We start from the raw sequence: 17,318 nt of genomic DNA, 5'->3' as shown, positions 1-17,318 counted from the left end.
TCTTGCCGTGGTCAACGTGCCCGATCGTCCCGATGTTGCAGTGCGGCTTGTTACGCTCGAATTTCGCCTTGGCCATTGCCCTGTTCCCGCTGTCAGACCTTGCGGTCGATGTCTCTCACGCGCGGAAAAACCGCTCGCCCGCGCGCGTGGAGCGGGTGAGGGGAATCGAACCCCCGTAGCCAGCTTGGAAGGCTGGTGCTCTACCATTGAGCTACACCCGCGCCGCGACGCCGAAATTTGTGGCGCTGCGCCGCCCGGTGATTCCGGGTGGCACCACCGGCACGGCGGGCCAGGGAGATATGGAGGGGGTTGGATTCGAACCAACGTAGGCTGAGCCAGCGGATTTACAGTCCGCCCCCTTTAGCCACTCGGGCACCCCTCCGCAGTCGAACCGAGGCCCGCCGCCGTGAGCGCGGGCCACTTGCCCGGTCGTGGCGCCTCTGTCAACGGCAGAGGCGCCATCGGCGGATGTCTGACGCATTGCGAAGCTGGACTTCGCGGCGCCGGCGCGCGACATGACCGGCATGGCCCGTACTCCTGCTTCTCCCCCGCGCCCGCCGCGCCGCCCGCCTGCCAAGGGTGGGGCCCCGGGTGCTCCCCCGGCACGCCCCCCTCGCCCGCCCCGTGCCGAAGGACCCGTGGGGGCGGACCGGCCCTCGGGCTTCGGGCCGCGCCCGCTCAAGGGCAAGCCGCACCGGCACAAGCCGCCGGCCGATGCGCGTCCCTTCGCTTCGCCCGCCGCCGGGGAAGGCCGTGACCGGGAAGAGCGGCCGCGCCCGGCCCAGCCGCAGGCCGAGCCCCGCGGCAAGGGCCGCGACCGGCGCGGCATGGGCGACGCCCGCCCGCCACGCCAGGCCGAAGCGCCCCCGCCCCCGCGTGAACCCCGCCCCTCCCAGGCCGCGATCCAGCGTGACGCGCCGCCCGCCAATACGCTCTGGCTGCACGGGATCCATGCCGTGGCGGCCGCGCTCGCGAATCCGCGCCGCCGGCTCAAGCGCCTGCTGCTGACGACCGAGGCCGAGGCCGCGCTCACCGCGCAACTCCCCAAGCCCTGGCGCATCCCGGCCGAGCGGGTGGAGCGCAACCGATTCCAGACCTTCCTGAACGAGGACGCCGTGCACCAGGGGGCGGCGCTGCTGGCCGAGCCCCTCGCCCCCGTGCCGCTGGAAGAGGCCCTCGCTGCCTCCCCGGGGCCGGTCCTGCTGCTCGACCAGGTGACGGACCCGCGCAATGTGGGGGCGATCCTGCGCTCGGCCGCGGCCTTCGGCGCCGCCTGCGTGGTGATGCAGGACCGCAACGCCGCGCCCGAGACCGGGGCGCTGGCGCGCGCGGCCTCCGGCGCGCTGGAACTCGTGCCCATCGCGCGGGAGGTGAACCTCTCGCGCGCCATCGTGACGCTGCAGCGGGCCGGATTCTGGGTGCTCGGCCTGGCCGGCGAGGGCAAGCGCACGCTGGCCGAGGCCGTGCCGCGGGACCGCCGCACCGCCCTGGTCCTCGGCGCCGAGGATACCGGCATGCGCCGGCTGCAGCGCGAGACCTGCGACGAGCTGGTGCGCCTGCCCATCGCCCCCGGGGTGGAGAGCCTGAACGTGGCCGCCGCCGCCGCCGTCGCCCTCTACGAGATCATCCGCACGCCCCCCAACCTTCCGGAGGACCCCGCATGAGTGCCGCCGCCGAGGCGATCCTCGCCGCCCGCCGCGCTCGCCAGATCCTGACGCCGCTCGGCGCGCTGGCCCCCGCCGACGCCGAAGCCGGCTACGCGCTGCAGCATGAGGTGGCATCGGCCCTGGGCGAGGTGCCGCCGGCGGGCTTCAAGATCGGCGCGACGACGCGGCAGATGCAGGCCTATCTGGGGCTGACCGGCCCGGCCGCGGGCTTCGTCCCGGCCAGCGGCCTGCACCGGGGGCCGGCGACGCTGCGTCTGGCCGACTATGTGGCGCCCGGCGTGGAATGCGAGGTCGGGCTGCGGCTGGGGGCTGACCTGCCGGCGGGGCCCTGCACGCGCGAACAGGCGATGGCGGCGGTGGGCGAGGTCTTCGCGGCGATCGAGGTGGTGGACAAGCGCTATCTCGACCTCGCCACGCTGGGCACGCCGACGCTGATCGCCGACCAGGTCTTCCATGCCGGCGGCGTGCTCGGCGCGCCGGTGGCGGCATGGCAGGCGCTCGACCTCGGCGCCACGCGCGGGCGGATGACGGTGGCCGGCGCGATCCGCGGCGAGGGCGTGGGCGCGGATCTGCTGGGGCATCCTTTCGCGGCGCTGGCCTGGCTCGCGGCCTCGCCGGCGGCGGCGGTGTTCGGCGGGCTGCGCAAGGGGCAGGTGGTGTTCCTCGGCTCCGTCACCCCGCCCTTCTGGATCGAGGGGCCGGGCGAGGTGGTGGTGGAGTTCGACACGCTGGGCCGGGTGGAATTGCGCTTCGTCTGAGGGCGGCGTTCACGCTCCGGCAACCTGGGCTGGCGGATGATGACCGGGCCGCGCGTTCCCGCGCGGCGTCTCGCCAGAAAGGCGGCCTGTTGGGGACCGCCATGCAGATTACCACCTGGAATGCCATGCCCGACGAGTTGCAGCTCGTGCTCTCGCGCGAGGCGCTGCGCCGGGCGGCCGAGACACTCGCCGACCATGCGGAATTGCTGGCCGAGGAGATGGAGCGCGGGACGCTCTCGGACCGTGGCGGGCCGGATGCGCTGCGCCTCTTCGCCGCCGTGGTGCGCGCCACCAATGACGACGCCTTCGGCACGATCGGAAACGCCTGATGTCTGGTTGAGCCTTGCCCCGGCGCGCGCTAGGTAGGGGCCGGGCCGGGTTAGCACAGCGGTAGTGCAGCGGTTTTGTAAACCGAAGGTCGGGGGTTCGATCCCCTCACCCGGCAATGACTTAGCCGATTGGCATATTTTCTGACCGGACATTGACCGGACGGGCAGGCAAAACCCCATTCGGGTGACCGCCATCGCGGGCAGGATCACCACCTGCCCGCGTGTCCCGATGCCTCGCTCATCTGCGCGCTCACCCCCGCCCCTAATATCCCCAAAACCACCAAAACCCGGATTGGGGACTGGTGGTCGCAGGCGCGTGCCTCGTGCCCGGCCGCTGGTCGCATGTCACCCGAGCACGCCCGGCGCCGTGGTCAGAGATCACGGTGATGACCCCGGCAGGAGCGCCGCCCGCAACCGCCTGAGACGCGCGCCTATGGCGCTGGCCTGTCGTGCCCGACCAGACGCAGCACCTGCACCGACAAGGCCGTGGTGCCGGTGCCCGTGGCCTGTGCCACCCCCCCCCTGGCCTTCGAAAAAACGGCCACCGGGGGAGGGGTAGCCGCGAAACGCCGACCCCCGCCCCCTCTCGCGCTGGTTACTTCCGAGCGCCCTGCCGGCGCATTTTCAAAAAAAATGGCGCATCACGCAGGTTGATGCAGGCTGTGCGGGAGGCGCCCCTTCGGCCCGAATCGCGGCGCGGATCAGCTATAGTAACGACCACGCGCAAGACCCGTCCCCCATGGCGCTGATGCCCGACATGCATGCTCCGCGCGCGTCAGCCTGCCCGGCCAGCAGCGACGTCATGGCGATTATTCCGGCCCAAAATATGTTTTGCCGGAAAATCTCCGGATGAGGCGAGCCCAGACGCTTGAAACATCGCCCTACTGGGGCTAGGTTGCGTCTAGCCGCGCCGTGAGGCGCAGCGACCCCTGGCGTTCGCTTTCGGGAGTGTTCCCGGGGCGGGCGTCGCAGATGGAGTGACCGCTATGCTGAAAAGCGCCGGTTTCGACCAAACGTCCTCACGGCTTTCGACGCCCGAGATTGCCGGCACCTATCCAAGCCTGCCGGAACTGCTCGCGGTCTTGCCGCGCTATGTTGATCGGCGCGTTGGCGCAGATCTGGTGACGCAGCACCTCTTCCCGGTTTCGCATCGAAGCCTGGAAGTGTGGCCGCTGACTTGGCGCCACGTGAACGGCAAGGCGATCTGCGCCACCGCCGAGTTGTTTGAGGTCGCTCATGCCAAACTGGCAGCCGCCCCGCCCATCCGTGGCGGCAAGCGCAATCACCAGGCACTTGTGAGCCCCTGAAACGCAACACGCCCCCGGCACTGGACCGGAGGCGCGGCGGATTACGTAGAGGCTGGCTGCACTTTTCATCTACGTCCCGCGCGGCGTTTTCGCAAGGTTCAATGCTGGGGCATGGAGGCATTCCGTGAGCCCAGAAACGATTGTTCCGGTTCCCGAAGAAATCTCCCGCCGCGCGTGGGAGTGTGCATTCGATCTATCAACTGGCGGCTCGGCGATCATGACAAGCCGCATCTGCCTTGAATGGCTTCGCGCAGTTGAACGGCGAGGCCCCGCCTGCCTGTCGTGGGCAGATTGCTTGCACTTGCGTCGGCTCCACCGCGAAGTCCGCGCGGTGCGGCAATGAGCGCCGCCGAGATTGCTGAGCGTCTCGGCTTGCGTCGCGTCAGTGGCGGTCGAAGGTGGGCAGGTGACTGCCCCGCCTGCGGCTACTCATCCGGATTGAGGCTCACCGAAAAGGCAGGCCGCGCATTGTGGTGTTGTGCGTCATGCACCGACCGAGCCGCGTTGTCCGATGCGGTTATGGGGCGCCGAGCCATGGTCCCGGCGGTCGCAAGCATCGCCTGTGACGCCGCCAGCCGCACGGACAGGGCCTTGGACCTGTGGGATGCCGCTCAGCCCGTCCAAGGCGGCCCGGCGGCCTCCTACCTCGCTGGGCGCGCTCTGCCTGTGCCTGATGGCAGCGCGCTGCGCTACCTGCCCGATGCGCGCCATCCGAGCGGCGCCCGGGCCGGCTGCATGATCGCGCTGGCAGTGGATGCTGCCGGTCGAGGCGTGGCGGTTCATCGCACCTATCTCGCTCCGGGCGGTGCGGGGAAGGCGCGGCTTGACCCACCGCGCGCCACCCTCGGCCCGATTGGCGGCGCGGTGGTGCGGTTGTGCGATCTGGGCGACGGCGCCCGGCTGGTGATCGGCGAGGGCATCGAAACAACCTTATCCGCCGGCTTGCTGACGGGCTCGCCGGCATGGGCTGCGCTCTCGGCTGGCAACATGGCCCGCGTGCCGCTGCCTGATGCGGTGCGCGAGGTTTTCATCGCCGCAGACCATGACGTTGCCGGCACGGGCCAGCGCGCAGCATGGGCCGCAGCCGACGCCTTCACGGCTCAGGGGCGGCGCGTGAGCGTGATCTGTCCCGAGATACCCGGTTCAGATTTCAACGACCTCCTACAGCGCCGCATGGCGCAGGACGTGGCGCATGGCTGACGGCGGCTTCACGATCACCGAGGCGGCCCTGCCGCTGCCATCCCTGGCCCTGCTGCGCGAGCGCCGAGCGGCGCCGGCCTTCCCGCTGCAACTGCTTGGCCCGATCTGGGCGAAGCGTGTCGCCATCGCGGCGGAGGCCAAGAACTCGACCACCGATTACGTCGCCGCCGGGCTGCTGGCAGGCGCCGCGACCTGCATCGGCAATACGCGATGGGCTGCACCATGGGCCGGTTGGAATGAGCCGCCGTTTCTTTGGATCGGCTGCGTCGGGAATCCATCCAGCGGCAAGACGCCCGGCATGGGCGCCGTGCTGAGCGATGTGTTGCCCGACCTGGAAACCGCGCTTGCCGCCGGCCACCCCGAGGCGCTGGCGGCTTGGGAGGCGTTGAATGCGGAGGCTGATGCGATCCGCGAGAGATGGGGCACTGAGGTAAAGAAGGCCGTGAGGGATGGCTTTGCCCCGCCACGGATGCCCGAGGCCGGCACCGCTCCACCGCGCCCTGTGCGGCCCCGGCTGCTGACATCCGAGCCAACCATCGAGGCCGTCGCGCTGCTGCTGCGTGGCTGCCCGCGTGGCGTGCTTCTACATCGAGATGAACTGGCGGCTTTCCTCGGCGGGTTCGACCGCTATGGCAGCGGCGGCAGCGGCGGTGAGCGCGCAGCGTGGCTTGAGGCGTGGAACGGGCGCGCCAAGACAATCGACCGGGTGAAGAACCCTGAGCCGATCCATGTTCCGCGCTTTGGCCTGGGCATTGTCGGCACGATCCAGCCGGACCGCCTGGCAGAACTCACCACCGGCTCGGATGACGGCCTGGCCGTGCGGTTCCTGTGGGTGTTCCCGGAGCCGCGCCCCTTCGCGCGCCCCACCCGGACGCATGAGCCGGATGCCTGGCGGGCTGATCTGTCGCGTCTGGTCAATCTCGCCATGCCCATCGGGGATGATGGTGAGCCGCGCCCGTGGTTCATGCGCTTCTCTGATGCTGCGGCATCGGTGGTGGAGGAAGTCGCGCGGGGTTGGGCTGGACGCGAGGCGCAAGCCGCTGGTCTGATGTTGGGCGCGCTGGGCAAGGCGCGCGGGCAGATGACGCGCATCGCCGTTGTCCTGGAATTGCTGCGCTGGTGCGCCGAGCGCCCCGGCACCGAAGCCCCGGTCGAGGTTGGCCGTGATGCTGCCGACGCCGCCGCCGGACTCATGGATGGCTACTTCCTGCCGATGGCCGAGCGCGCCTTCGGTGAGGGCGCCGTGTCGGAAGCCGAGCGACACGCCCGGACGCTGCTCCGCCATATCCTCGCGACAGGCGCCGATCTGGTGAATGAACGCGCGATCCGAAACACGCCCGGCCTGCGCGGCCTGTCCAGCGCCGAGGCGGTGAAGTCGGCGGTGGCGGTGCTGCACGCCGAGGATGTGTTACTGCCCACGCCGCACGATCCGAAGCCCGGTCGCCCGCGCGTTGATCATCGAGTGAACCCGCGCTTGGCCGAGGCGCATACGGCATGGAAAGCCCGCCGAGTAATCGAGGCCGGGTCATGAGCCGCTTCCTGGCCCGCGCTCTCGCCGCCATCACGACCGAGACGCAAGAGCCTCATGCCGAGGGTTTTGGAGGTTTTGGAGGTTTTGGGGACAGCCTCGGTTCCGCAAAGGCGCCCGCGCTTGGCAGGGCAGCACCTCTGCAATCCGATAACGCAGACGCGGCGCTGGCATGGGCCGACAGGGACACGGCACGGAGGCTAGCCGAGGCAATCCGGGCCGGCGCGACCTGGGCGTGGTGTTCAATCGGCGCGCTTGATCTGGCCTTGCCCGATGGCCGGCTATGGATGTTGGCGCCCGCCAAGGTGGCGCGCCTGGGAGGCGCTGGCCTGTTGCCCGAGTCCGTCACCAACAGGAGAACCACATGACCAAGCGAGCCGAGCCGAAGATCACCGTTGCAGATGATCTGATCCCCGGGCGCCTGAAGCCCGCGCTGCATGTCACCGTCACCTTCGGGCCGGTCACGGCGCTGTTTGAGGTGGCGCGCCAGCGTCAGGGCGTGTTGGTGCTGCGCGCGCCTGTAGCTGCCGGCGGGCATCCGGGCGTCATTGTGACCGAAGACCTTGCGGATGAAATCAGACGGCAAGCCGAGCCGGTGATTGAGCGGCTGAGATGAAGCACGCCCGTCAGCCCTTCAAAATAGGACAGCATTTCTTACTCATCATCACTCGAACTACGCGCGCGCAGGCTCGCGCAAGCGAAGGCGTCACAGGCCAGACGACGGCGCCGGCAGTCGTGTTGCTCTGATGTGATTTTGGTGTTTTTGGTGGTTTTGGGGGGCGGCGTTCTGATACCGAGGTGTGATGCGGCGCGCCAATGGCAATGCCATCATCTGAATTCGCTTGTGGGTCCATTCCTGCCGGTGCCATGTTTCGAGCGCAGAATTGTTAGGGGATGGCGACATGCCTAAAGGCTTCACGGGTTTTGCCGCATTAGCAGTGTTGGTGCCTCTCGCATCGGGCATAGGGAGCGATCCGGCGAAGGCTCAGTATATCGGCCAATGGTCCGCCAATCCTACACTTGGGCCGGCTTTGCCGCAGTTACCTGGAGCGTTCTCCAATCCCTACGGCAGCGATGGCACTAGCCCCCGGCTATTCGATCAACAGGGCCAGTTCCGAGGCAACCTGAATGCCAATCCCTATGACCCGAATTCAGTAGCCAACCCTTATGGCCGCTACGGCTCGCCCTATTCGCCTGACAGCACGAATAACCCGTTCGGCCAATTCGGCTCGCCATACTCCGCAGACAGCCCTCGCAATCCCTACGGGCAGGGGCTGGGGGTTTATCGCCCGCGCTAGACTGTTGCCGGGCGATGGCGCCCAGGAAGTCCACAGATGGGTCGATCCTCGCGGGCGGGGGCTACAGTCGCTGTTTTCGGGATATCGCCCTGGGGGGCTGTTCTCAGGACCATACCCCCCGGGGACAGTTGTCAGCTTCAAGGCCGATCCGCTTCTCTACCCGCTGCGCGACCAGCACCACGCGCAGCCGCTTTGTCCAAAGCGTCGCGGATTGCATTGGCCTCACCATGGGAGTCCCATCGCGGCGGGCGTCCATCATAGATCGCCGTGGCCGTCTCGGCTGCGTTAACAAGTTTTGCGGACAGCCAAACCATTGCGTCGTCCACCGACGTCGCTCTGTCATCCAGACTGGCGCGGAATTCCAGGACGACCGCCGCAGTTTGAGCGGCACCCACCAATTCGCCGAGCGCAGCCTCCATATCGATCTTGGAAACCTTCGCTGGCTCGTATTGTGCGCTGGGGCGTGGGGTCGGCATGGTGTCGATAGCCTCGGTCATGGTCTTGTGCTCCATGGTCGGGGTCAGGCTGGTGGCACGGTTCCAGCGCACCACCAGCCGCCCTAGATGCCGGGGAGACCGCCCCGGCGCGGGTCTGCTGGGCGGCCTGTCAGCCTGCCCGGCGGGCTGGTAGCGCCACCACATTGGTCGCGGCGTCCACGCCCCCTCCGCACGCTTCTACGTGCACGGCCCATGCGGCCAGCGCCGCCCGGCGTTCATCGAGAAACTCCCCGCGCTGGTAGATCGCGGCCACGCCCTTGATGGTGCCTTGAATGTGGTTCAGCAGCCGATCGGCTACGTGCGGCGGGAAACCGGCCCCCGCCAGCCACGTGACGCCAGACCGGCGGAAGTCGTGCAGCACCCAGCCGGGCATCGGCTCGGGGGTCGGCTGGCCGGCCTCGGCCGCTGCTTCTGCACGAGCCTTGGCGATCGCGGCATCCATAGCCCGCTTCACCCACGAATGCGTCGTGATGGGGCGCGTGGCGTCGATCCCGAACACCAGCCGATCCGCCTTTGGCAGCGCCGGAAGGGGCTTCCCATCCTCGGCGCCGAGCAAGGCGCGTAGGATCGCGCGGGCCGGCTCGGCCAGATGCACGACATGCGCCTTGCCGTTCTTTGTCCGGGTGCCCGGCTGCGTCCACAGCGTGAGGTCGGGCGATACCTCGCCCCAGGCCATCGCAGTGGTTTCCTCGCGCCGGGCTAGTGTGAGCAGGGTGAAGCGGATCATGGGGCCATAGGGGGAAGCGAGCGTGCCTGCCGCGCGCCAGACATGACCGACTTCCTCGGCATTCAGCACACGCTCCCTGGCCACGTCCTTGCCCGGCGCTGGCGCGTGTTCCCACGGGTTCGAAGCGCCTTCCGGCAGAGAGCCACGGGCAAGCGCCCATGCCCACATGGCACGGCTGTAGTCCCGCACCCGCCGTGCGGTGGTGGCCCCAGCCTTAGCCGCAGCATCCACCACCTCAGCGGCATCACGGCGCCCGATAGACGTTGCCGGGCGAGCCTCAATTGGGCGGAGGTGAAGGCGCAGCCGGGAAAGCACATCGCGTTGTGTCGCAGGGCGGAGATCGGCCACATGCTTCTCAGCGTAGAGGTCGATGAGGGCCTTCACCGTGAAGGACGCGGCCAAGGCTTGAGCGCGGGCCTCGCGCTCCGCAGCGAGTTGCGCTTTCCGCTCCGCCGCCGGATCGGCGCCCACCTGCGTCCTGCCCTTCAAGACCGCTGCTGCCGTGCGGGCATCGTCGGGGGAATGGCTCTCCGGGTTGCCGATGGTGACGGATTGCGAGGCGAACCGCTTGCCGGTAGCCGGGTCGATCCCGCGCGGCTTGAAGTCGAAGCGCCAGGTCATGCCGGTGGGGTTCACCACGAGCGCCAGGCCGCGGCACTCCGCATCGCCAATGACCAGCCGCACGCCCTTCGCACGGCGCCGCCCGGCGGCCTCAATCGTCGCCTTAGTGATCTTCACCGGCCCTTCGCGCAGAACCTGCATCACGCCACCCCGCTGACCGGACGCCAAACCGAAGGCATCTTCTGACCGGACATTGACCGGACACGCATTGCGGGGTCAAGCGGAAAGTGACGGGTCGCGGCGGAGGGATAATCCCACTTCATCCCTTGCATTTCCTCGCATCCTAGTTGGGCAGCGGAACCGTGCGAGAGCAGGCGGAGCCCTTTACCTCGGTTTTGTAAACCGAAGGTCGGGGGTTCGATCCCCTCACCCGGCACCAGGCTCCGCAGGTCACACCCAGCGCATGAGAGGCCCTGCGGCTTTGGGGATGGCTTGCGGCCCAACCCCCGAGCGGTGGTAGCCTCGCCACGCGACGCCAGGGCCATCCGTCGTCAACGATACAAGCACCCACAAGGCGGATGATGGCACCGCATCCGAAGGAACGAAGCCGATGCGGAAGCTGTCCGCCATCCTGCCCCTGCTAGGGATCGCCGCCGGCTTGGGCCTCGGCACGCCGGCCCAGGCCGTTGTCTACTGCACCTATATCGGCGTTCCGGCCGGCTGCGTCGTTCGGCCAGGGGTGGTGCTGCATCCGGCGCCGGGCCTGGGCGCGCCGGGAGTCGGCGTGACGCCGGGGGTCGGCGTCGGCGCGCCCGGCGTGGGCGTGGCACCGGGCGTCGGCGTCGGGCCGGGGGTCGGCGCAGCCGGGGTCGGGGTGCTGCCGGGCACGCCGGCCAATCGCGGCGGGCCGGTGAACCACCTGGGCCGGCAATGAACCGCGCGGCCTGAGCCGCGATCAGGGCGCCGCTGCGGCACCATCAGCCAGAACGGCAGCCATGTTCGCTGGTGTCGGTTCTGGATTCGACGGCTTCCTGAGCACGGTATCGATCCATCAGGGTCGATCATGCTCCAGCGCCGCCGCCAGCGCCGCATTGCTGTAGCGCGGGTCTTCCGTCACCTCCGCGCCAAGCCAATCGGGCAGGGTGGGCGAGATATCCGCCCGCGGCAGTTCGACCTCCGCCAGCACCAGCCCGGCGAGCCGGGCGGGGGCGAAGAACTCGTCCACCGTCCAGAGATGGCCCGCATGCGGCACCTCCCAGCGAGTCTTCTCGATCGCCGGCCAGGGGCAGAGGGCCAGCAGGCCCTGCGCATCGGCCGGGGGAATCGCGTATTCGAACTCGGCCCGCACCAGCCCGCCCGGGCCCTTCACCGTCAGCCACGCCGAATCGCCCGCGAGGCGCACCCGCACGCCCGGCGCGCGGGCGCTGCCGGTGGCGAGGTAGCCCTGGCGCATCGCCATGCCCGGCCCGCGCACCGCATCCCGCCAGCCGGGGCCGGCCACCAGGAATTTCCGTTCGATCTCGACACCCATGCCGGGCAGGCTACCCGAAGCGCGCGCGAACGCCCACATTCGGGGGCATGAATGTCATCGTCCCCCTGCAATTCATTCCCGAGAAGCGCCCCGCGCCGCCTTCCGGCACGCCGCTGCGGGTGGTCTCCCCCTATGAGCCGGCCGGCGACCAGCCGACCGCCATCCGCGAACTGGTCGAGGGCCTGCAGCGCGGCGAGCGCGACCAGGTGCTGCTGGGTGTGACCGGCTCGGGCAAGACCTTCACCATGGCCAAGGTGATCGAGGCAGTGCAGCGCCCGACCCTGATTCTCGCCCCCAACAAGACGCTGGCCGCGCAGCTCTATGGCGAGATGAAGAGCTTCTTCCCCGACAATGCGGTGGAATACTTCGTCAGCTACTACGACTACTTCCAGCCCGAGGCCTATGTCCCGCGCACCGACACCTACATAGAGAAGGACTCGCAGATCAACGAGCAGATCGACCGCATGCGCCACTCCGCCACGCAGATGCTGCTGGAACGCAGCGACGTGGTGATCGTGGCCAGCGTCTCCTGCATCTACGGCATCGGCTCGGTCGAGACCTATTCGACCATGGTGGTGAAGCTCGAGCGCGGCGGCGTCATCGCCCGCGACGCGCTGATCAAGGGCCTGGTCGAGCAGCAATACCGCCGCAACGACGCCGCCTTCGCGCGCGGCACCTTTCGCGTGCGTGGCGAGAGCGTGGACATCTGGCCCTCGCACCTCGAGGACCGCGCCTGGCGCGTCTCGCTCTTCGGCGACGAGATCGACGGCATCCGCGAATTCGACCCGCTGACCGGCGAGGTGACGATGGAGATGGAGCGCGTGGCGATCTACGCCAACAGCCACTACGTCACGCCGCGGCCCACGCTCCAACAGGCCATCGTCAGCATCAAGGCGGAGCTGAAGCAGCGCGTCGCGGAGCTGGAAGCCGCCGGCCGGCTGCTGGAAGCCCAGCGGCTCGACCAGCGCACCACCTTCGACATCGAGATGCTGGAGACGACCGGCGTCTGCAAGGGCATCGAGAATTACAGCCGCTACCTCACCGGCCGCCGGCCGGGCGACCCGCCGCCCACGCTCTTCGAATACCTGCCCGACAACGCGCTGCTGATCGTCGATGAGAGCCATGTGACGGTGCCGCAGATCGGCGGTATGTATCGCGGCGACTATGCGCGCAAGGCGGTGCTCAGCGAATACGGCTTCCGCCTGCCCTCCTGCACCGACAACCGGCCGCTGAAATTCGAGGAGTGGGAGAGCTTCCGCCCCAACACCGTCTTCGTCAGCGCCACCCCCGGCCCCTGGGAGATGGAGCGCACCGGCGGCGCCTTCGCCGAGCAGGTGATCCGCCCCACCGGCCTCGTGGATCCCGTCACCGAGATCCGCCCCGTCGAGCGCCAGGTGGATGATCTGCTGGCCGAATGCCGTGCCGTGGCGCAGGCCGGCGGGCGCGTGCTGGTCACCACGCTGACCAAGCGCATGGCCGAGGATCTGACGGAATACATGACCGAGGCCGGCATCCGCGTGCGCTACCTGCACAGCGACGTGGACACGCTCGAGCGCATCGAGATCATCCGCGACCTGCGCCGCGGCGTCTTCGACGTGCTGATCGGCATCAACCTGCTGCGCGAGGGGCTGGACATCCCCGAATGCGCGCTGGTCGCGATCCTGGATGCGGACAAGGAGGGCTTCCTGCGCTCCACCACCAGCCTGATCCAGACCATCGGCCGCGCCGCGCGCAATGCCGAGGGCCGCGTGATCCTCTACGCCGACGTGATGACCGAGAGCATGAAGAAGGCGCTGGGCGAGACCTCGCGCCGGCGCGCCCGGCAGATCGCCTGGAACGAGGCGCACGGCATCACGCCCACCTCGATCAAGCGCGACATCGCCGATGTGCTGCACTCGGTCTATGAGCAGGATTATGTGACGGTCGAGGCGGTGGAGGGCGACAGCACCGCCAATTTCGTCGGCAAGGACCTGGGCGCCGCCATCGCCGATCTGGAGAAGAAGATGCGCGCCGCCGCGGCCGACCTGGAATTCGAGACGGCGGCCCGGCTGCGCGACGAGATCAAGCGGCTGGAGGCGCTGCAACTCGGCCTGCAACCCAACCTCGCCGGGCGCTCCTTGCAGGAGGCGCAACCGCGCGCGCCGGAGGCGGCCCGCGGGCGAACCACGAAGGAACGCAAGCAGGATTGGAAACCCAAGCCGCTCGGCCCGGGCGGGGGCGGCTATGACCCGAATCAGGGGCGCGGCCGGCGGCGCGGCCCGTGAGGAAGATCCGGACTGGCCCAGCCGCCCCGGCGCGCCCCCCGCTGGACGCATCGCAGATCGCACTGGCGCTGGAGGTGCTGCTCGGCCGCCCTGCCGTGCCAGAGGAGATCGCGGCACTCGCAGGCCATCGGTCGCTGGCCACGCTTCGGCTCGAGGTGATGCGCAGGGCAGCCTTCCGCGCCGCCTTGCCGCGCGACGCGATCCCGGCCATCGGCGCTCCCTTCGCCCTGCCCGTGGCGCTGCTGCGCGTACCCGAGGACCCTTCCCTGCCCTGGTGCTTCGCGGAGCCTGATCTGCGCGACCCGATCAGCCAATTGGCCACCGCCGGGCAGTTGGATTCGCCGGACTATCTGCGCTGGTGCGGCATGCTGCGCGAGAAGCCGGGCTGGCATGCGGGGCAATGGGCCAGGGTGTGGCTGCTCGCAGCCATCGAGAAAGCCGGGCTGTACCGGCCGGGGCTGCGGGCGCTGGGCCTCGATCTGGCGGAAGGGCACCTCGCCTGCGTGCTCGCCGCGCAGGGGCAGCAGGTGGTGACGACGCTGCGCGAGGGGGTCGGCCTCGCCGCGCTGCACCAGGACTCGCTGATCGGGCAAGAGGCCTTCGCCGCGCGGGTCGGCCCCTTCACGCCCGATACGCCGGGCGCCTTCGACCTGCTCTGGTCGCAGGGGAGCGTCGAGCGCTGCGGCACCCGTGCGGCAGCGCTGGAGATGATCGCGGCGAGCCTCGACTGGCTGCGGCCGGGCGGAATTGCCCTGCATGTGCTGAAGCTCGATCTCTCCTCCGACGAGGCGGCGCCCGAGGGCGGCGCCCTGGTGGCGCTGCGGCGGCAGGATCTGCTGGGGCTTGCGGCACGGTTGATGGCGGAGGGCCACGCGGTCTGGCCGATCAACCTGCATCCCGGCACCCATCCGCTGGATGAGGAGGTCGATGCGCCAGGCGCGGTGCCGCTCTACCTCAAATCCGAGGTGCAGGGGCATGTGCTGGGCGCCTTCGGCCTCGCGCTGCGGCGCGCGGGCTCGCCGGAACGTGAAGCCGGGCTGCCCTGACCTTGCCACAAGAGGTGACTCAACTGCTGAGCAGTCACCACATGGGAATCGACCGATGATCACTGCCCTGCCCCGCCCGATCCTGCGCGCCACGCTGGCCGTGCTGCTGGCGACGCCGCTCATCGCCTGCGAGGGCATGTCCCGCCAGCAGCAGCGCGCCCTCTCCGGGGGCGCCATCGGTGCGGCGGGCGGTGCGGCCGTGGGGGCCATCACGGGTGGCTCCATGGTCACCGGGGCGGTGGTGGGTGGCGCCGGTGGTGCCGCGATCGGCGCGCTTACCGGGCGACGCTGAAACGGCGTAGCCCTGCCGTGTCGAGCGCATCGACCGTGGTATCGACGATGTAAGGCAGGCGGGCCCCGGGCCGGCGCAGCATCACCGCGCTGGAGACCGCACCCCGGGTCCGGTAGCGCCGCGGCGCCTGCAGGCGCGGCAGCGCCGGCCAGGGCAGCAGCGCGTGACGGCGGCCGCGCCAGGCCAGGGTCTCCACCACCAGCCCCTCCGGCCGCGCCAGGATCGCCGTGACGTAGAGACCGCGATAGATCTCCATCCCACAGGCGCAGACCGCGAGGATCGGCGCCAGGATGACCAGCGCCCGGAGTTCCGCCCCCGGGCTGAGGTAGGGCAGGACCGACGCCGCAAGGGCGAAGCCGAGCGCAGCCAGCCACAGCCCGTACTGCACGGCCCGGACGCGGCGGAACCGCGTGTTGCGGTAGAGGCTGCGCCCCTCCTCGGGCGTCGCGCTCATCGCCCGCTGCGGATCCCGCAATCGTTGAGCAGCGCGCCGGCATTGCCCCGCGCGCGCTCCGCCACCTGGGCCACGCGCAGGGAATCCTGCGGCGGCAGGGTTCGCACCAGGCAGGCGGTGAGCGCCGTCACGTCGAGGGTGAGCCCGCAGCGCGCCGCAGCCCCGGCCACGCGCTGGCAGAAGGCGCGCTTCTGCTCCGGCGTCTCCGGCGCGCTGCCGAGGCCGGGCACGCCGGAAAGGCCGGGAATGCCGCCCGGCAGGCCCTGGGCCTGGGCGCAGGGCGGGAGCGCCAGCACGGCAAGTACGCCAAGAACCTGAAGTCGCATGCCGCCTCCGTCATCAGAATTTGGGCGACCCTCCCGCGCCGGCGGGCCCGGGGTCAACGGGTAGCCCCGGCAGGCTGTCCGCGCTAAGCGCGCGCCATGCAGATCGACCCCTCCCTTCCGCGCACGGCCTTCGTCACCGGCGGCGCCAAGCGGCTTGGCCGCGCCATGGTGCTGGCCCTGGCCGATGCCGGCTTCGATGTGGCGCTCCACTACGCGACCTCCGCGAGCGAGGCCGAGGCCACGGCCGCCGAGGTGCGCGCGCGCGGCCGCCGTGCCGTCACGCTGCGCGCCGACCTCGCGCGGGAAGCCGAGGTGACGGCGCTCTGGCCCGCTGCCGTCGCCGCGCTCGGCCCGATCGGCGTGCTGGTGAACAACGCCTCCACCTTCGAGCGCGACGAGTGGGACGATGCGACCCGCGAAAGCTGGGACCAGCATCTGGAGCCCAACCTGCGCGCCCCCTTCGTGCTGGCCCAGGCGCTGGCCAAGGGCCTGCCGGCCGAGGCGCGCGGCGTGGTGGTGAACCTGCTGGACCAGCGCGTCTGGTCGCTGACGCCGCATTTCGTCTCCTACACCGTCTCCAAGGCGGCGCTGTGGACGCTGACGCAGACCCTGGCCCTGGCGCTGGCGCCGCGCATCCGGGTGAATGGCATCGGCCCCGGCCCGGCCATGCCCTCGCCCCGCCAGACCCAGGCGCAGTTCGACCGGCAATGCGCCTCCGTGCCGCTCAGGCGCGGCACCAGCGCGGAAGAGGTCGCGCAGGCGCTGCTGGCGATCCTGGCGCTGCCCTCGATGACCGGGCAGATGATCGCCCTCGATGGCGGGCAGCACCTGCAATGGGCACCCGTGGCCGGTGCGAAGGAAATCGAAGAGTGACCTACACGGCCGATGCGGAGGCGCGGCGCCGCCTGGTCTTCGTGCGCGGGCTGGAGCTGATGGCCCGGCTGGGCATCCATCCGCATGAGAAGGCCGCGCCGCAGCGCATCGTGCTCGGCGTCGAGCTGGTGGTGCAGGATGAGGCCGCGCCGGCAGCGGTGGGACCGGATGATTTCCGCCGGGTGGTGGACTACCAGCGCCTGGTCGAGATCGCCCGCGCCACGGTGGCGGCCGGCCATGTGCTGCTGGTCGAGACCCTCGCGGAACGCATAGCTCTCGCCGCGCTGGAAGACCCCCGCGTCGAGCGCGCGCGCGTCACGGTGGAGAAGCCGGACGCCTTCCCGGATGTCGCCAGCGTGGGCGTCGTGGTGGAACGCCGGCGCGCCGAGAACCCTCGGTAGCTGTCGCACGCCGGTAACATTCACTGTGGATTCAAGGCACAGGCGGGCGATGATGCGAGGGGGCCTGCGGGAATTGTCCACCGCCCTCTCCCCCCGCCGCAAAGCCCGCCGCGGTCAAGCCTCAACTTGCTCTTGACGCGCGAATACCCGCCCCCGCACTCTCATATCCCATATTTTTCAATAACTTACATGATTGACCATTTCTTAAGCAATGGCGCGGCGTTGGCGGTTCTCCGCCAAAAACGGCCGCTTGGCGGAG

Annotated in this window: 19 protein-coding genes and 3 tRNA genes; 15 read left to right on the top strand and 7 right to left on the bottom strand. The window is 69.7% G+C overall.

Features of this window, described 5'->3' with window-relative positions; all coding sequences use genetic code 11:
• Positions 1-147: 147 nt before the first annotated feature.
• Both AC2D9U_RS13290 and AC2D9U_RS13285 read right to left on the bottom strand, forming a co-directional pair.
• Positions 148-221, bottom strand: a tRNA-Gly gene (locus AC2D9U_RS13290).
• 79 nt (positions 222-300) lie between these two features.
• Positions 301-382: transfer RNA gene (locus AC2D9U_RS13285), tRNA-Tyr, on the bottom strand.
• 256 nt (positions 383-638) lie between these two features.
• Between AC2D9U_RS13285 and rlmB the strand changes: the two genes are divergently transcribed.
• From rlmB to AC2D9U_RS13240, 9 genes are all read left to right on the top strand, one after another.
• Complete coding sequence (rlmB, locus tag AC2D9U_RS13280; protein ID WP_484749678.1) at positions 639-1,664, top strand: 23S rRNA (guanosine(2251)-2'-O)-methyltransferase RlmB; 1,026 nt, start codon at positions 639-641, stop codon at positions 1,662-1,664.
• The gene (locus tag AC2D9U_RS13275; RefSeq protein WP_484749676.1) at positions 1,661-2,425 is read left to right on the top strand and encodes a 2-keto-4-pentenoate hydratase; all 765 of its coding nucleotides are present in this window, start codon (positions 1,661-1,663) and stop codon (positions 2,423-2,425) included. The genes rlmB and AC2D9U_RS13275 overlap by 4 nt, the downstream gene beginning before the upstream one ends.
• Positions 2,426-2,526: 101 nt before the next feature.
• Positions 2,527-2,754, top strand: a complete 228-nt coding sequence (locus tag AC2D9U_RS13270) for a hypothetical protein (RefSeq protein ID WP_484749675.1) — start codon at positions 2,527-2,529, stop codon at positions 2,752-2,754.
• A gap of 44 nt (positions 2,755-2,798) precedes the next feature.
• Positions 2,799-2,870 (top strand) — tRNA-Thr (locus AC2D9U_RS13265).
• 870 nt (positions 2,871-3,740) lie between these two features.
• Positions 3,741-4,061, top strand: coding sequence for a hypothetical protein (locus tag AC2D9U_RS13260; RefSeq protein WP_484749673.1), 321 nt, complete (start codon positions 3,741-3,743; stop codon positions 4,059-4,061).
• A gap of 339 nt (positions 4,062-4,400) precedes the next feature.
• A complete protein-coding gene (locus AC2D9U_RS13255; RefSeq protein WP_484749672.1) occupies positions 4,401-5,261 on the top strand; it encodes a DUF7146 domain-containing protein in 861 nt (286 codons plus the stop codon).
• Positions 5,254-6,792 (top strand): DUF3987 domain-containing protein, encoded by a 1,539-nt coding sequence (locus AC2D9U_RS13250; protein ID WP_484749671.1) that lies wholly within the window; start codon positions 5,254-5,256, stop codon positions 6,790-6,792. The genes AC2D9U_RS13255 and AC2D9U_RS13250 overlap by 8 nt, the downstream gene beginning before the upstream one ends.
• Before the next feature lie 361 nt (positions 6,793-7,153).
• Positions 7,154-7,405 carry a hypothetical protein gene (locus tag AC2D9U_RS13245; RefSeq protein ID WP_484749669.1) on the top strand — a complete coding sequence of 84 codons (252 nt, stop codon included), beginning with the start codon at positions 7,154-7,156 and terminating at the stop codon, positions 7,403-7,405.
• Positions 7,406-7,691: 286 nt separating this feature from the next.
• Entirely contained in the window at positions 7,692-8,087 is a 396-nt protein-coding gene (locus tag AC2D9U_RS13240) for a hypothetical protein (protein ID WP_484749668.1), read from the top strand.
• A 137-nt stretch (positions 8,088-8,224) separates the two neighbouring features.
• On the opposite strand, the gene AC2D9U_RS13235 is transcribed toward AC2D9U_RS13240, so the two are convergent.
• Positions 8,225-8,599: a hypothetical protein gene (locus AC2D9U_RS13235; protein WP_484749666.1), complete on the bottom strand. Its 375-nt coding sequence runs from the start codon at positions 8,597-8,599 to the stop codon at positions 8,225-8,227.
• A gap of 94 nt (positions 8,600-8,693) precedes the next feature.
• A complete protein-coding gene (locus tag AC2D9U_RS13230) occupies positions 8,694-10,073 on the bottom strand; it encodes a tyrosine-type recombinase/integrase (RefSeq protein ID WP_484749694.1) in 1,380 nt (459 codons plus the stop codon).
• 409 nt (positions 10,074-10,482) lie between these two features.
• Here AC2D9U_RS13230 and AC2D9U_RS13225 point away from each other — a divergent pair, with 409 nt between their 5' ends.
• Positions 10,483-10,806, top strand: a complete 324-nt coding sequence (locus tag AC2D9U_RS13225; RefSeq protein WP_484749664.1) for a hypothetical protein — start codon at positions 10,483-10,485, stop codon at positions 10,804-10,806.
• Positions 10,807-10,923: 117 nt separating this feature from the next.
• Here AC2D9U_RS13225 and AC2D9U_RS13220 read toward each other — a convergent pair whose 3' ends face one another.
• Entirely contained in the window at positions 10,924-11,442 is a 519-nt protein-coding gene (locus AC2D9U_RS13220) for a CYTH domain-containing protein (RefSeq protein ID WP_484749663.1), read from the bottom strand.
• 8 nt (positions 11,443-11,450) lie between these two features.
• On the opposite strand from AC2D9U_RS13220, the gene uvrB reads away from it, so the two are divergent.
• Genes uvrB through AC2D9U_RS13205 form a run of 3 tightly spaced genes read left to right on the top strand, consistent with a single transcriptional unit; the run spans position 11,451 to position 15,005 of the window.
• Positions 11,451-13,667, top strand: coding sequence for an excinuclease ABC subunit UvrB (gene uvrB / locus AC2D9U_RS13215; protein ID WP_484749662.1), 2,217 nt, complete (start codon positions 11,451-11,453; stop codon positions 13,665-13,667).
• Entirely contained in the window at positions 13,664-14,713 is a 1,050-nt protein-coding gene (locus AC2D9U_RS13210) for a hypothetical protein (protein ID WP_484749661.1), read from the top strand. The genes uvrB and AC2D9U_RS13210 overlap by 4 nt, the downstream gene beginning before the upstream one ends.
• Positions 14,714-14,768: 55 nt before the next feature.
• A complete protein-coding gene (locus AC2D9U_RS13205; protein ID WP_484749660.1) occupies positions 14,769-15,005 on the top strand; it encodes a hypothetical protein in 237 nt (78 codons plus the stop codon).
• Here AC2D9U_RS13205 and AC2D9U_RS13200 read toward each other — a convergent pair.
• Both AC2D9U_RS13200 and AC2D9U_RS13195 read right to left on the bottom strand, forming a co-directional pair.
• Positions 14,989-15,459 carry a hypothetical protein gene (locus AC2D9U_RS13200; protein WP_484749658.1) on the bottom strand — a complete coding sequence of 157 codons (471 nt, stop codon included), beginning with the start codon at positions 15,457-15,459 and terminating at the stop codon, positions 14,989-14,991. The two genes, AC2D9U_RS13205 and AC2D9U_RS13200, sit on opposite strands and share 17 nt — an antisense overlap.
• Positions 15,456-15,785 carry a hypothetical protein gene (locus AC2D9U_RS13195; RefSeq protein WP_484749657.1) on the bottom strand — a complete coding sequence of 110 codons (330 nt, stop codon included), beginning with the start codon at positions 15,783-15,785 and terminating at the stop codon, positions 15,456-15,458. The genes AC2D9U_RS13200 and AC2D9U_RS13195 overlap by 4 nt, the downstream gene beginning before the upstream one ends.
• Before the next feature lie 96 nt (positions 15,786-15,881).
• Here AC2D9U_RS13195 and AC2D9U_RS13190 point away from each other — a divergent pair, with 96 nt between their 5' ends.
• Positions 15,882-16,658, top strand: coding sequence for an SDR family oxidoreductase (locus AC2D9U_RS13190; RefSeq protein WP_484749656.1), 777 nt, complete (start codon positions 15,882-15,884; stop codon positions 16,656-16,658).
• Positions 16,655-17,059, top strand: a complete 405-nt coding sequence (gene folB, locus AC2D9U_RS13185; protein ID WP_484749655.1) for a dihydroneopterin aldolase — start codon at positions 16,655-16,657, stop codon at positions 17,057-17,059. The genes AC2D9U_RS13190 and folB overlap by 4 nt, the downstream gene beginning before the upstream one ends.
• Positions 17,060-17,318 lie beyond the last annotated feature (259 nt).

This window comes from Roseomonas sp. TF40, assembly GCF_057219975.1.
Note: the sequence above shows the minus strand (reverse complement) of the source record. Positions and strands in the feature narration are given on the sequence as shown.

Excerpts from the sequence above, each read along its gene's own strand:
- AC2D9U_RS13275 (WP_484749676.1), top strand. The coding sequence starts at position 1,661 with ATGAGTGCCGCCGCCGAGGCGATCCTCGCCGCCCGCCGCGCTCGCCAG.
- AC2D9U_RS13270 (WP_484749675.1), top strand. The coding sequence starts at position 2,527 with ATGCAGATTACCACCTGGAATGCCATGCCCGACGAGTTGCAGCTCGTG.
- AC2D9U_RS13260 (WP_484749673.1), top strand. The coding sequence starts at position 3,741 with ATGCTGAAAAGCGCCGGTTTCGACCAAACGTCCTCACGGCTTTCGACG.
- AC2D9U_RS13255 (WP_484749672.1), top strand. The coding sequence starts at position 4,401 with ATGAGCGCCGCCGAGATTGCTGAGCGTCTCGGCTTGCGTCGCGTCAGT.
- AC2D9U_RS13250 (WP_484749671.1), top strand. The coding sequence starts at position 5,254 with ATGGCTGACGGCGGCTTCACGATCACCGAGGCGGCCCTGCCGCTGCCA.
- AC2D9U_RS13245 (WP_484749669.1), top strand. The coding sequence starts at position 7,154 with ATGACCAAGCGAGCCGAGCCGAAGATCACCGTTGCAGATGATCTGATC.
- AC2D9U_RS13240 (WP_484749668.1), top strand. The coding sequence starts at position 7,692 with ATGCCTAAAGGCTTCACGGGTTTTGCCGCATTAGCAGTGTTGGTGCCT.
- AC2D9U_RS13235 (WP_484749666.1), bottom strand. The coding sequence starts at position 8,599 with ATGGAGCACAAGACCATGACCGAGGCTATCGACACCATGCCGACCCCA.
- AC2D9U_RS13230 (WP_484749694.1), bottom strand. The coding sequence starts at position 10,073 with ATGCAGGTTCTGCGCGAAGGGCCGGTGAAGATCACTAAGGCGACGATT.
- AC2D9U_RS13225 (WP_484749664.1), top strand. The coding sequence starts at position 10,483 with ATGCGGAAGCTGTCCGCCATCCTGCCCCTGCTAGGGATCGCCGCCGGC.
- AC2D9U_RS13220 (WP_484749663.1), bottom strand. The coding sequence starts at position 11,442 with ATGTGGGCGTTCGCGCGCGCTTCGGGTAGCCTGCCCGGCATGGGTGTC.
- uvrB (WP_484749662.1), top strand. The coding sequence starts at position 11,451 with ATGAATGTCATCGTCCCCCTGCAATTCATTCCCGAGAAGCGCCCCGCG.
- AC2D9U_RS13205 (WP_484749660.1), top strand. The coding sequence starts at position 14,769 with ATGATCACTGCCCTGCCCCGCCCGATCCTGCGCGCCACGCTGGCCGTG.
- AC2D9U_RS13200 (WP_484749658.1), bottom strand. The coding sequence starts at position 15,459 with ATGAGCGCGACGCCCGAGGAGGGGCGCAGCCTCTACCGCAACACGCGG.
- AC2D9U_RS13195 (WP_484749657.1), bottom strand. The coding sequence starts at position 15,785 with ATGCGACTTCAGGTTCTTGGCGTACTTGCCGTGCTGGCGCTCCCGCCC.
- AC2D9U_RS13190 (WP_484749656.1), top strand. The coding sequence starts at position 15,882 with ATGCAGATCGACCCCTCCCTTCCGCGCACGGCCTTCGTCACCGGCGGC.